At 60.3% G+C, this 12,737-nt stretch carries 14 protein-coding genes and 1 pseudogene; 8 read left to right on the forward strand and 7 right to left on the reverse strand.

Annotated features, from left to right (window positions below; translation table 11 throughout):
* Positions 1-25: 25 nt before the first annotated feature.
* Entirely contained in the window at positions 26-1,372 is a 1,347-nt protein-coding gene (locus tag GXB78_RS22905; RefSeq protein WP_329517132.1) for an MFS transporter, read from the reverse strand.
* Between the two features lie 355 nt (positions 1,373-1,727).
* On the opposite strand from GXB78_RS22905, the gene GXB78_RS22910 reads away from it, so the two are divergent.
* From GXB78_RS22910 to GXB78_RS22925, 4 genes and pseudogenes are all read left to right on the forward strand, one after another.
* The gene (locus tag GXB78_RS22910; protein ID WP_041477180.1) at positions 1,728-2,441 is read left to right on the forward strand and encodes a FadR/GntR family transcriptional regulator; all 714 of its coding nucleotides are present in this window, start codon (positions 1,728-1,730) and stop codon (positions 2,439-2,441) included.
* Between the two features lie 91 nt (positions 2,442-2,532).
* A complete protein-coding gene (locus tag GXB78_RS22915; RefSeq protein ID WP_329517133.1) occupies positions 2,533-2,763 on the forward strand; it encodes a hypothetical protein in 231 nt (76 codons plus the stop codon).
* 34 nt (positions 2,764-2,797) lie between these two features.
* A pseudogene (locus tag GXB78_RS22920) lies at positions 2,798-3,239 on the forward strand (LysR substrate-binding domain-containing protein); the annotation flags it as partial.
* Positions 3,240-3,522: 283 nt separating this feature from the next.
* Entirely contained in the window at positions 3,523-4,584 is a 1,062-nt protein-coding gene (locus GXB78_RS22925) for an AI-2E family transporter (RefSeq protein WP_329517134.1), read from the forward strand.
* Here the strand turns inward: GXB78_RS22925 and GXB78_RS22930 are convergent.
* From GXB78_RS22930 to GXB78_RS22940, 3 genes are all read right to left on the reverse strand, one after another.
* Complete coding sequence (locus tag GXB78_RS22930; protein WP_042609153.1) at positions 4,581-4,763, reverse strand: hypothetical protein; 183 nt, start codon at positions 4,761-4,763, stop codon at positions 4,581-4,583. The two genes, GXB78_RS22925 and GXB78_RS22930, sit on opposite strands and share 4 nt — an antisense overlap.
* 103 nt (positions 4,764-4,866) lie before the next feature.
* Positions 4,867-5,061: a hypothetical protein gene (locus GXB78_RS22935; protein ID WP_016770691.1), complete on the reverse strand. Its 195-nt coding sequence runs from the start codon at positions 5,059-5,061 to the stop codon at positions 4,867-4,869.
* A gap of 232 nt (positions 5,062-5,293) precedes the next feature.
* Complete coding sequence (locus GXB78_RS22940; protein ID WP_024013471.1) at positions 5,294-5,674, reverse strand: hypothetical protein; 381 nt, start codon at positions 5,672-5,674, stop codon at positions 5,294-5,296.
* A gap of 243 nt (positions 5,675-5,917) precedes the next feature.
* On the opposite strand from GXB78_RS22940, the gene GXB78_RS22945 reads away from it, so the two are divergent.
* Both GXB78_RS22945 and GXB78_RS22950 read left to right on the forward strand, forming a co-directional pair.
* Positions 5,918-6,736, forward strand: a complete 819-nt coding sequence (locus GXB78_RS22945; RefSeq protein ID WP_329517135.1) for a shikimate 5-dehydrogenase — start codon at positions 5,918-5,920, stop codon at positions 6,734-6,736.
* A gap of 188 nt (positions 6,737-6,924) precedes the next feature.
* Positions 6,925-7,443, forward strand: a complete 519-nt coding sequence (locus GXB78_RS22950; protein ID WP_329517136.1) for a cupin domain-containing protein — start codon at positions 6,925-6,927, stop codon at positions 7,441-7,443.
* A 129-nt stretch (positions 7,444-7,572) separates the two neighbouring features.
* On the opposite strand, the gene GXB78_RS22955 is transcribed toward GXB78_RS22950, so the two are convergent.
* Positions 7,573-8,217: a YceH family protein gene (locus tag GXB78_RS22955; protein ID WP_329517137.1), complete on the reverse strand. Its 645-nt coding sequence runs from the start codon at positions 8,215-8,217 to the stop codon at positions 7,573-7,575.
* Positions 8,218-8,342: 125 nt separating this feature from the next.
* On the opposite strand from GXB78_RS22955, the gene GXB78_RS22960 reads away from it, so the two are divergent.
* Positions 8,343-8,852, forward strand: coding sequence for a DUF1993 domain-containing protein (locus GXB78_RS22960; RefSeq protein WP_329517138.1), 510 nt, complete (start codon positions 8,343-8,345; stop codon positions 8,850-8,852).
* Positions 8,853-9,090: 238 nt separating this feature from the next.
* Here GXB78_RS22960 and sstT read toward each other — a convergent pair whose 3' ends face one another.
* Positions 9,091-10,323, reverse strand: coding sequence for a serine/threonine transporter SstT (gene sstT / locus GXB78_RS22965; RefSeq protein WP_116658113.1), 1,233 nt, complete (start codon positions 10,321-10,323; stop codon positions 9,091-9,093).
* Between the two features lie 307 nt (positions 10,324-10,630).
* On the opposite strand from sstT, the gene GXB78_RS22970 reads away from it, so the two are divergent.
* Positions 10,631-11,788: an MFS transporter gene (locus tag GXB78_RS22970; RefSeq protein ID WP_252873072.1), complete on the forward strand. Its 1,158-nt coding sequence runs from the start codon at positions 10,631-10,633 to the stop codon at positions 11,786-11,788.
* Here the strand turns inward: GXB78_RS22970 and nhaR are convergent.
* Positions 11,783-12,682: a transcriptional activator NhaR gene (gene nhaR / locus GXB78_RS22975; protein WP_042609159.1), complete on the reverse strand. Its 900-nt coding sequence runs from the start codon at positions 12,680-12,682 to the stop codon at positions 11,783-11,785. The two genes, GXB78_RS22970 and nhaR, sit on opposite strands and share 6 nt — an antisense overlap.
* Positions 12,683-12,737: the final 55 nt, after the last annotated feature.

Raw genomic sequence — 12,737 nt, forward strand, 5'->3', positions numbered from 1 at the left:
TGTTGTTTTCCTTGTCGAGACGAAGTCAGGCGTGTTTCGGCGCGGCGTCGGCCACGGCTTTTTCAGCGGCGTGTTTCGGCGTAGTCCGCGCAGCGAAGACGATGATTGCGGCGATGATCGAGGTCGCGGCCAGACCATAGAGGCCGCCCTGAATCGAACCGGTGTGTTGTTCCAGCAGACCGAAGGTGGTCGGCGCGACGAAGCCACCGAGGTTGCCCACCGAGTTGATCAGCGCGATGACCGCCGCCGCGATGCGTGCGTCCAGATAAGCCTGGGGAATCGGCCAGAACAGCGACGAGGCGGATTTGAAACCCAGCGCCGCAAAGCAGATCGCGACGAAGGCGAAGATCGGCCCGCCAGTGGTGGACATGAACATCCCCGCTGCGGCGATCAGCAGCGCCGTAGCCACCCACGCTTGCTGGTGTTTCCACTTCGCCGACAGCGAGGCGAAGGCGTACATGCCGACGATCGACAGCAACCACGGAATCGAGTTGAACAGGCCGACCTGCACGTCGCTGAGTTCGCCCATTTTCTTGATGATGCTTGGCAGCCAGAAGGTCGCCGCATAAATGGTCAACTGAATGAAGAAGTAGATCAGGCAGAACAGAATGATCTGCCGGTCCTTGAGCAGTTTGCCCAGCGACGGTCGGATCGGCGTCGCGGCTTCGCGGGCCTTTTGCTCGTCGTCGATGGCGGTGACCAGTGCGTCCTGTTCGGCGCGGGTCAGCCATTTCGCGTCGTGGGGTTTGGCATCCAGCCAGAACCAGACGAAGACGCAAAGGCACACCGAGAACATCCCTTCGATGAAGTACATCCATTGCCAGCCGTGCATGCCCAGCCCGTTGATCTGCAACAGCAAACCGGACAAGGGACCTGAGATCAGCGAGGCCACGGCCGAGCCGCTGAGGAAGATCGCGATCGCCTTGCCGCGCTCGACGCCGGGCAGCCAACGGGTGAAGTAATAGATCACTCCGGGAAAGAACCCGGCCTCGGCGACACCGAGCAGGAAACGCAGGATATAGAAGTGGGTTTCGTTCTGGATGAAGGCCATGCAGGCCGCGACGATGCCCCAGGTGAACATGATGCGGGTCAGCCAGATGCGCGCGCCGACTTTCTGCAGAAGCATGTTGGAAGGGACTTCGAACAGCGCGTAACCGATGAAGAACAGACCGGCGCCGAAGCCGTAGGCGGCAGCACCAATGCCCAGATCGGTTTCCATGTGGGTGCGGACGAAACCGATGTTCACCCGATCAATGTAATTGACGATGAACATGATCACGAAGAGCGGCAGGACGTGGCGTTTGACTTTCGAGATGGCTGAGGCGAGCGTTGGATCGACGCTTTCCTGCATCCCCGAGACGGAGGTTTTCACTTGTTTTTTCTCCCACTGATTATTTTTATGCGGGTAGGGCTGGTGGTGCGTTGTTGATAGACATCATACAACTGTGTTTTTTTGTCCTACAAGTGGGCGGTGGCGATTAAATTCTTCTGATTGTGCGAATTCTTATCCGGAAACTGGATTTTTCCCTGTATTTGTTGGTTGGTCCGCCATTTGTCCAAAGCACCTCTTTGAATGGCTTTGGGTGATGGGCGTAGGCAGGCTGCCAAAGAGATCTGAAGTATTTGAGTGTTGTCATACAAGTTGGCGGGTTGCCGCCCGCTAAAATCAATCTCGACCGCCACCCCGCAGTGCTACGATCGGCAAGCCCCGATCACCGGAACCAACCATGCAAGAAGACCTCGACGCGCCCGCGCGCAAACGCACGCACAACCTCGCTCATGACCTGGTGGAAAAGCTCACCCAGAGCATCCTGCTCGGACAACTGTCGCCCGGTGACAAACTGCCGTCCGAGAATTCCATCGTCCAGGAACACGGGGTCAGCCGCACGGTGGTGCGCGAGGCAATCTCCAAGTTGCAGGCCTCGGGGCTGGTCGAGACGCGCCATGGCATCGGTACTTTCGTGATCGAACGCGCAGCGGAGCAGGGCCTGCGCCTGAATGTCGACACGGCGCTCGGCGTGCGCAGCATTCTCGAGTTGCGCATGGGCCTGGAGACGCAAGCGGCGGCGCTGGCGGCGCAGCGACGCAGTGAGCAGCAGTTGCAGCAGATGCGCCAGGCGCTGGATGACTATCAGCGGCTGTTGGCCAATAACGACAGTTGCGTGGAGGCCGATCGGCGTTTTCATCTGTTGATTGCCGAGGCCACCGGCAACGCCTGCTTCAGCGAGATCATGCAGCACCTGGGCAGCGCGATGATCCCGCGCAACCGGCTGAATGCCGCCGAGCGCGGCGCGGCGGATCTGAGCAAACTCGGGCACTTGGCCAATCTGGAACACGAGGCGATTCTGAATGCGATCAAGCGTCAGGACGCCGATGCCGCCCGCGCCGCCATGTGGCTGCACCTGACCAACAGTCGCGATCGCTTTATCGCCCAAGGCTAATGCCGCTGGTCTGATCCATCGCACGCCGTCGATGGCCGCGCTTCCAAACAATACGCCCCGGATAATCCGGGCCAGTACTGTGAGGTGCAGCATGGCTGATGACGCACTTGTTCCCGGTGGCATGGCGCCCACCGACCAGACCCGCCCCGTGTCCGGCAGCGACGAGCCGACACTGAGCGACCACGACGCACCGCCGGGCATGCACCCGGGGCGCGACCCATTGAGCGATGGCGACCGGCCGGATGACTGGGAGGATCCGCCAGATGACGAGGACGTGCCACCAGCGGATGAGCCGACGCCGTTATCGGATGATATGCGCTGATTTGCTGGTTGGCTTGATCAGGGCGCTGGCTGTGCCGGTGCGTGACATCGAAGACCTGCAAGACAAAACAGAGTTCATGTGGCCGCAGGGTTGCCCTTACCGGGGCAGCGCTCGAGCATTGGTTGCTGCGCCAGGGGCAGGCGCTGCCGATTGTCAGCCTGACCAGTTACGGCGCGATCGTCGGCTGCGTCAGTGCCGGCGCCGGGGTGGCGTTGGTGCCCAAGGGCGTGTTCGAGCGATACGCCACAGGCGCGGGATGCGTGGTTCATGAATTTGCCGAACTGACAGCGATCGAGAATCTGTTTTACTGGCATGAAAACGCCGGGGTCCATCCGGCGCGGGAGGCGTTTGTGGGGATGTTGCGGGAGGAGTTTGCCTACTGGAAAAGCGCCCCTCACCCCAGCCCTCTCCCGGAGGGAGAGGGGGCCGACCGTGGGATATTTGTGAGTTACGCCGACCTGAAAGCGCTTAAGTGAATCCATAATCGACTCGATATTCAGGTTGATATATGGCGCCAGACACCTCGGTCAGTCACCTCTCCCTCCGGGAGTGGGCTAGGGTGAGGGGCTTTTCAGGTACGCACCAAATCCCGCATCACGCACCCAAAGCGCAAATCCATCTGGTGCCAACTAGAAGGGCAGCTGCCGCGAGGGTTTATTGATCTGCATCTATGCTCCATGAATAAACATGGCACTCGCGCGCGCGGCGGCTGACTAAGTGGGGCGGGCGTGTGTGACGCCTGACTGACATGGACCGGATATGAACGAAAAGAGTCTGCAATTCAAATCCCTGACGGTGCTGCTGGTACTGGTCACGGTGGCCTTCATCTGGATTCTGCTGCCGTTCTACGGCGCGGTGTTCTGGGCTGTCATCCTCGGCATTCTGTTTGCGCCGGTGCAGCGCAGGGTGCAGCTGCAATTCGGCTGGCCACGCAACGTCACCTCGCTGTGCACCTTGAGCCTGTGCCTGGTGATCGCGATTCTGCCAGTGATCATCGTCAGCATTCTGCTGGTGCAGGAAGGTGCGACCGTCTACAAGAACATCGAAAGCGGTGAGCTGGATATCGCCGCGTATCTGGCGCAGTTCAAACACAGCCTGCCACCGTATTTCCAGAACCTGCTCGATCGTTTCGGTGTGGGCGAACTCGACAGCTTGCGCGAGAAGATCGTCAAAGCGGCGATGCAGGGCAGCCAGGTGCTGGCGACTCAGGCGTTCAGCTTCGGCCAGGGCACGTTTGAATTCGTGGTGAGCTTTTTCATCATGCTCTATCTGCTGTTTTTCTTTCTGCGTGACGGCCCCGAGCTGGCGCGCAAGATGCGTACGGCCGTGCCGCTGGAAGAAAACCACAAGCGTCGCCTGCAACTGAAGTTCAATCGCGTGGTGCGCGCGACGGTCAAGGGCAACGTGCTCGTCGCGGTGACCCAAGGTGCGCTGGGCGGGGCGATTTTCTGGTTTCTCGACATTCCCAGCGCGTTGCTCTGGGCGGTGCTGATGGCATTTTTGTCGCTGTTGCCAGCGGTGGGCGCGGGGATTGTCTGGGCGCCAGTGGCGGTGTACTTCCTGCTCAGCGGCATGATCTGGCAGGGCGTGGTGCTGGGCTTGTTCGGCGTGTTCGTGATCGGCCTGGTCGACAACGTGCTGCGCCCGATTCTGGTGGGCAAGGACACGAAAATGCCCGACTACCTGATTCTGGTTTCGACCCTTGGTGGCCTCGCGGTATTCGGCCTCAACGGCTTCGTGATCGGGCCGCTGATTGCCGCATTGTTCCTGTCGAGCTGGGCGCTGTTCGTCGAGACCAAGCCCAAGGTGCAACTGCCTTAGGCATGCAGCGCGGTGCTGGTGACCTGTTGCGACAGGGCCTGCGCCGCTGGCAACGAAGTGAGCGGGCCGCTGATCGGCTCGCCATCGCGCACCAGATACCAGCAGGCGAGCAAGCCCGACGCGCGCAACGAAGCGGGAACTGCGCTGCCGATCACCGACATGATTTGAACCTGAGCCATGGGGAAACCTCCATCAAACTGATGGGGCTACCTTAGGGATTTGCCGGCGCTGCGGACAATCAACGCTTTCGATAGTGGTCATTGATGCCAGTGAGGTCTGGCGTCATTCGACCACTTGATCGAGCATGTGCATGACTTCGCGCTCATTGAGCAGGCCCTTGTGCACGAGGTTTTCGGCGAGCAGGGACAGCAGCTTGGCACAGCGATGGCCTTCCAGATGCTTGAGCTCGGTGAGCGCGCTGTAGACCTTGCTCGAAGTGCACAAACCGACGATGCGGTGCGGGTTTTGTGTGGGCATACAGTCGTCCTTGTTGTTATCGATCTGTTGTTTACGGACGGATTCAGATTGCGGTTCCGTCATGACAAAGTGGTGACCGTTTGATGAAAAAACTGCCAGTGGTCGATTCCATCATGCCGACTTTAGCTGCTCGGACTGTCCTCACAGCGACCTCGGCGAGATTTTTTCGGACCTTCGCCGACCAGCGGTCATAAAAAAGCCCCGCTTGAAAAAGCGGGGCTCAGTATTGCGCTTACCAGCGTGGACCGCCGTAGTAGCCATGCGGGCCGCCATAGTAGCCATGGGGTCGTCCGTAATAACCGCGAGGCGGGCCGTAATAAACAGGGGCCGGCTGCACGTAAACCGGTTGCTGCACATACACCGGCGCCGGCTGGTAATAGACCGGTGGCGGCGGTTGCTGCACATAGACCGGTTGCGGCTGAACATAAACCGGTTGTTGCTGCACATACACCGGCCGATCCTGGTTGATCAGTGCCGAGCCGATGATGGCCGAGCCGACGATCGCGCCAAACACTGCAGGGCCCTGCCAGCCATGGCCACCACCCGCTTCAGCCTGGCCAGTGACGGCAAGTGCGCCAATCAACAAAGCCATGATGGGAAGTTTACGAATCATGATAAGTCCTCGGTTCTTCGACCCGGCGACTGGGCCTGAACCAGGCCCACAGTTGTCGCGGGGATACAGCTAAGACAGCAAAATTGCGAAATTCAGCACAGCCGCTGGGTAAATTTTGTGTAAGGTCTGTAGCGACTTTTTTACAAGCCAGCGCGGCGCCTTGAACAAGCCGCAATGATGATTCAGAACCCGGTGGGCTGGCCAATCCCGCCCATCCGAAAGTGCATATGAAGGAGAAGTTTCATGCAGATGAACCCGAACAAAGACACCCAATTGTGCATGTCCCTGTCCGGGCGGCCGGGGAATTTCGGTCTGCGTTTTCACAACCATTTGTATGAACAACTGGGCCTGAATTTCTATTACAAGGCATTCAGCAGCCAGGACCTGACTGGCGCAGTCGGTGGCATCCGGGCGCTGGGCATTCGTGGCTGCGGCGTGTCGATGCCGTTCAAGGAAGCCTGCATTGCCCTGGTCGATGAGCTGGATGCCTCGGCGGCGGCCATCCAGTCGATCAACACCATCGTCAACACCGGCGGCCACCTCAAGGCCTACAACACCGACTACATCGCCGTCGCGCAGTTGCTGGAAAGCCACGCGGTGCCGAAAGATTCGACCTTCGCCCTGCGTGGCAGCGGCGGCATGGCCAAAGCGGTGGCCAGTGCTTTGCGCGATGGCGGTTACAGGAACGGTCTGATCATCGCCCGCAACGAGCGCGCCGGACGCGCATTGGCGGATTCGCTGGGTTATCGCTGGCAGGCCGAGCTTGGCAACGAGCGCCCGCAGATGCTGATCAACGTCACGCCGGTGGGCATGGACGGCGGGCCGGAGGCCGGGCAACTGGCGTTCGAGCCTGAGGTGATCAAAGCGGCGACGACTGTGTTCGATGTTGTGGCGATCCCGTCGGAAACGCCGCTGATCGTGCGTGCGCGAGCCGAGGGCAAGCGGGTGATCACCGGGCTGGAAGTGATTGCGATCCAGGCGTTGGAGCAGTTCGTGCTGTACACCGGGGTTCGGCCGAATGAGGCGCAATTCGCGGCGGCGGTGGAATTTGCACGCAGCTGAGTGATTTTTGTAGTGGCTGAACGGGCCTCTTCGCGAGCAGGCTCGCTCCCACAGGTTGCGCTGGAATGCGATTGAATGTGGGAGCGAGCCTGCTCGCGAAGGCCGCGCTGCGGTTCTGGATCACTCTCTATAATTCTCGCCAGCACGCACAGATGTGCCCACCACAAAAACCACAACCGAGGCCGCCCATGCATCCGCCCATCCTCAACCTCAACGAGGTCGCACTCGAACCCCTGCCCGAAGCTCTCGCCCCCGAAGGCGAAACCGCCGGGCGTTATCAGCAGCGTTTCGCGCGGATCGGTCAGCAACTGGGTGCGCAGAAACTCGGCTATCGCCTGTATGCCCTGCCGCCGGGGATGCGCGGCAGCCCATTCCACAGCCATCGGGTCAATGAGGAAATGTTCTACGTGGTGGCCGGGGAGGGCGAGGTGCGGTTGGGAAGCGAGCGTTTTCCGATCCGCGCCGGCGATGTGATCGCCTGTCCACCGGGCGGGCCGGAGAACGCCCATCAGATCATCAATACCAGCGCCGGTGAATTGCGTTACCTGGCGGTGAGCACTCAGCAGCAGCCGGAGATCTGCGAGTATCCGGATTCGAACAAGTACGCGGTGATGGATAACTTCGCGGTGGATGCCGAGGGTAATGCGTCGGGATTTGTTGCCGTCGCGCGGCAGGCGGATGGTGTGGATTATTGGGATGGGGAATAAAATCTGAAATTTTCAGATGTCCCCTGTGGGAGCGAGCCTGCTCGCGAAGGCGGCGGGTCATTCAAGATCAGAGGTGACTGACACTACGCTTTCGCGAGCAGGCTCGCTCCCACAATGGCCCTGTGTTGGTTATTCGAGACGGGCCAGGCGTTCTTCCAGCGCTGCAATGCGGGCCTCGAGTTCTTCGATACGCTCCAGCGAAACGCCACCGCTCAAACGCTCCCCGGGATTGTGCCGCGCCGCCAATATCACCTCGATATCCGCCGGGTCGCCCAGCGCATGGGTGTAGCGATCCTCGCGCTGCCCGGCCTGACGCGGAATCAACACCGCCAGCCCACGAGCGATCAGGCGTTCAAGCTGATGCACGACCTGTTCGCTATCTTCGAACTCATGCATGCGCCCGCTGCGGGTCAGCAGTTCATTGACGGTCTGCGGACCGCGCAGAAACATCAAACCCGTCAGAATGACCTGTGCTGGCACCAGTTCCAGCGCCTTGTCGACCTTGTGCTCCCAGCGGTCGGCGCGGCTGCCCATCACCAGCCGGGTGAAGCCGCGACCTTCCAGCGCCCGCAGGCTCTGGCCAACCTGACCCTGATTGAGATTCATCACTGGTTCGCGGCTGGTTTTCTGATTGCAGGCCAGCACCAGCGCGTTGAGGGTCAGCGGATAGGTTTCCGGGCTGGTGGCCTGCTTTTCGATCAGCGCACCGAGGATGCGGATTTCCGTGGCATTGAGCCGAGGCTGTTCGGAGGTGGGTTCTTGTTCGTTGCTCATCGCGCGTTCCCTCTGCAGTCGAAGCCGCCTAGCCTAATCCTTGCCAAACAAAAGGCAAGCCGTGTGCTCATCAAGCATGGCTATAATCGCCACCACGTATTACCCAGCCATCACATGAGACTGCCATGACCATTTCACTGTACGCCGCATCCGTCCCGGTTTTTCAACAAATGCTCAACGCCCTGAGCGATGTGCTGAAAAAGGCTGAAGCCCACGCCAGCGCGAAAAACATCGACCAGAGCGCCTTCCTGCAAGCGCGTCTGTATCCGGATATGTTCCCGCTGGTGCGTCAGGTGCAGATCGCTGTGGATTTCGCCAAAGGCGTGTCGGCGCGTCTGGCCGAGGTCGAACTGCCGAAGTACGACGACACTGAAACCACGTTCGCCGAGCTGCAGGCGCTGATCGCCAAGGTTCTGGCCTTCATCGGCGAGATCAAGCCAGAGCAGATCGACGGCAAGGAAGGCATCGAAATCGTGACCCGTCCGGGCACGCCGAAAGAGAAGCGCTTCAGTGGCCAATCGTATCTGCTGACTTACGGCCTGCCGCAGTTTTTCTTCCACGTCACCACCACTTATGCGCTGCTGCGTCATAACGGCGTTGAAGTGGGCAAGCGCGACTACATGGGCGCGTTCTAAGCCGGCAGAAGCCCCTCACCCTAACCCTCTCCCGGAGGGAGAGGGGACTGACCGTGGTGTTTGCCCGAGATACGCTGACGTGAGCTATCAAGCCGAACTCAGGTATGAAAACGACACAGATCGGCTCCCTTTCCCCCTCGCCCCCTTGGGGGAGAGGGTTGGGGTGAGGGGGTAGATTCCAGCCACAAAAAAGCCCGCCAAGGTTCACACCAAGGCGGGCTTTTCGTTGCGCGAGAAATTATGCCGTGCGCTTAGCCTTCTCTTCCTCGCCCAGGCAAGCCGCTGCGGTAAACAGCACATCAGTCGACGAGTTCAGCGCGGTCTCCGCCGAATCCTGCAGCACGCCAATAATGAAGCCCACCGCTACCACTTGCATGGCGATCTCGCTCGGGATGCCGAACAGGCTGCACGCCAGCGGAATCAGCAGCAGCGAACCACCGGCCACACCCGAAGCGCCACAGGCGCAGATTGCTGCGACGACGCTGAGCAGGATGGCGGTCGGGATGTCCACGGCGATGCCCAAAGTGTGTACTGCCGCAAGGGTCAGCACGGTGATGGTGATCGCCGCGCCGGCCATGTTGATGGTTGCCCCCAACGGGATCGATACCGAGTAGGTGTCTTCGTGCAGGCCCAGGCGTTTGCTCAACTCCAGGTTGACCGGAATATTCGCCGCCGAGCTGCGGGTGAAGAACGCGGTGATGCCGCTTTCGCGCAGGCACATCAGGGTCAGCGGGTACGGGTTGCGGCGCAGCTTCCAGAACACGATCAGCGGGTTCATCACCAGCGCAACGAACAGCATGCAACCGAGCAGCACCGCCAGCAGGTGCGCATAGCCGAGCAGCGCGCCGAAACCGGAAGTGGCCAGCGTCGACGCCACCAGGCCAAAGATGCCCAGCGGCGCGAAGCGAATCACTACGCGCACGATCAGGGTCACGCCGTTGGACAGATCATCGAGCACTTCGCGGGTGGTATCGCCGGCATGGCGAATGGCGATGCCCATGCCGATCGCCCAGGCGAGAATGCCGATGAAGTTGGCATTCATCAGCGCGCTGACCGGGTTGTCGACAACACTCAGCAACAGGCTTTGCAGGACCTCGGTGATGCCGCCGGGCGCGGTGACCGTAACGTTGTCCGTGGACAGTACCAGGCTCGACGGGAAGCTCATGCTGACAACCACGGCCACCACCGCTGCGGCGAAAGTGCCCAGTAGGTAGAGGAACAGGATCGGCCGGATGTGGGTTTCCTGGCCATGCTTGTGGTTGGCGATCGAAGCCATCACCAACACGAACACCAGAATCGGCGCCACGGCTTTCAACGCCGAGACAAACACTTTGCCAATGAACGCGGTGGACTTCGCCGCTTCCGGGGCGAACAGAGCCAAGGCGATGCCGGCGATCAGGCCGATGACAATCTGGCTGACCAGACTGAGGTTTTTCAGGCGTTGCAAAAGAGAAGGGGATGAAGCGGTCATGACGGCATCTCTGTTTTTTATAGGGTGCGAAGCGTCGTGGGCAGTCACGAAACGCCTGTCGAAGTGACATCAACGCCGCCAAACGGCACGTTGAACAGCTGTACGATTTTCAGGGCGCGGACTTTATCACAGCGTAGGCGCGAACCTTCAGGCCTGTGACGATCTGCCACCGGATCGACCGGGCAGATCGGCAGTTTTGGGCAACTCAGCGCAGACACAGTCTGGTAAGCTTCGCCATCCTCATTTTCAAGTTCTGCCAGCGGGCCTCCGGGTCATCGCTGGTGTCGTCGTTTTGCTGGAGTTGCGCATGTTGTTGCCTATTCTTCTGTTGTCCGCCGCCGGATTCACGGTGCTGACCACGGAATTCGTCATTGTCGGCCTGTTGCCGGCGATTGCCCGAGACCTTGAAGTCACCATCCCGCAAGCCGGGCTGCTGGTGACCTTGTTCGCTTTTACCGTGGCGCTGTTCGGCCCGTTTCTGACCGCCTATTTCGCCCGTTTTGAACGGCGCAAGCTGTTTATCAGCATTCTGATCATGTTCGGCCTGGCCAACACCGTGGCGGCGCTGGCGCCGAACATCTGGGTGATGGCCATCGCGCGCTTGATTCCGGCGCTGGGTTTGCCGGTGTTCTGGGCCTTGGCCAGCGAGACGGCGGTCGACATCGTCGGCCCGGATTTCGCCGGTCGGGCGATTGCCAAGATCGGCTTCGGTATTGTCTGCGCCACGGTGTTCGGCATTCCGGTCGGTACGTTGATTTCCGACGCGTTCGGCTGGCGCAGCGCGTTTGGCATTCTGGCGCTGATCGCGTTTGCCAAAGCCTTGCTGCTGTTTGTCTATCTGCCGAAGACCAGTCTGCACCAGCATCAGGTCAGCTTCCGTTCGCAATTCAAGATCCTGCGCAGCCCGTTGATGATCGGCCATATTGTCCTGTCGATCCTGGTGTTCAGCGGCATGTTCACCGCTTATACCTACCTCGCCGACATTCTTGAGCGTCTTGCCGGTTTCAACGGCACCGTGGTCGGTTGGTGCCTGATGGCCTTTGGTGCGGTCGGGCTGATCGGCAACTCGCTCGGTGGGCGTGCGGTGGATCGGCATCCGCTCGGCGCCTCGGTGTTGTTCTGTGCGTTCATGATTGCCGGCATGGTCTCGCTGGTGCCAAACATTCATTCGCCCGTCGGCCTGGCAGTGGCGATGGGCATCTGGGGCGTAACCCAGGCCGCGTTGTTCCTGGTCAGCCATGTGCGCCTGATGAAAGCCGCGCCGCAAGCGCCTGCGTTTGCCGCGTCGCTGAACATCGCCGGGGCCAATCTCGGCATCGGTCTGGGCGCGATGGTCGGCGGTCGGGTGATCGACAGTGCCGGTCTGGGCTTTCTCGGCTTTGCCGCTGCCGGTTTCATCCTGCTGTCGGTGTTCCTCGCCATGGTGTTGATGACACTGAAGCCGCGTGAAGCCTGCGCTTCATAATCCGGTAAACAGCTCGCGTCGGGCACCCTCGGTAATCGCAACGATGCCAGGGTGTTTGACCTTGCGCTCCACCGAAATGGCGTAGAACGACTCGCTCACCGCATCGGTCTGGCCAATCAGTTCGACGCCGTACTGACGCTTCACTTCCTCGGCAATCACGCTCGGCCCAATAAAGATCCCGCTGCCGGATTGGCCGAAGGCCTGCATCAAAGCACTGTCATCGAACTCGCCGACTATCTGCGGCTGGATCTGCTGTTCGGCGAACCAGCGCTGCAAGCGGCTGCGCACCACGGTTTCGGCGCCGGGAATCAACAGCGGCGCGCCGTGCAGGCTGCGCGGGAAGTCCTGGCCATACTGTGCGGCGAGTTCGGCGGTGGCGAAAAAACTGATGCCGCATTCACCGAGCTTCTGGCTGTAGCCCTTGATGTCCAGATGCGAGGGCATCGGGCTGTCGGAAATCACCAGATCCAGACGTTGAATGGCCAGATCCGCGAGCAGGCGTTCGAGTTTGTCCTCGCGACAGGTGATGCGCAGCGGCTCGCTCAGCTCCATCGTCGGTGCGATCAGGCGATAGACAATGGATTTTGGCACCACATCGGCGACGCCAACCCGGAACAGGATCTGCTGCTCGTTGGGTTGCGCGCGCAGCATCAGCTCCAGCTCGCCGCCCAACTGAAACATCTGCTCGGCGTAGGGCAGGGCCTGGCGCCCGGCTTCGGTGAGCTCCAGCTGCCGGCCCACGCGACGAAACAATTCCACGTTATAGGTTTGTTCGAGCAGGGAAATCTGCCCGCTGATGGTCTGCGGCGTCAGGTTCAGCTGCTCGCAAGCGCGGACGATGCTGCCGGTTTTGGCCACGACCCAGAAGTAATGCAGTTGTCGGTAATTGAGCATATCGATCGCCACTTCGTGAAAACCGAAGTATAGCCGCTGAAAATACGAATTTTCC

The organism is Pseudomonas moraviensis subsp. stanleyae (genome assembly GCF_036283065.1).
Classification (GTDB): Bacteria; Pseudomonadota; Gammaproteobacteria; order Pseudomonadales; family Pseudomonadaceae; genus Aquipseudomonas; species Aquipseudomonas stanleyae.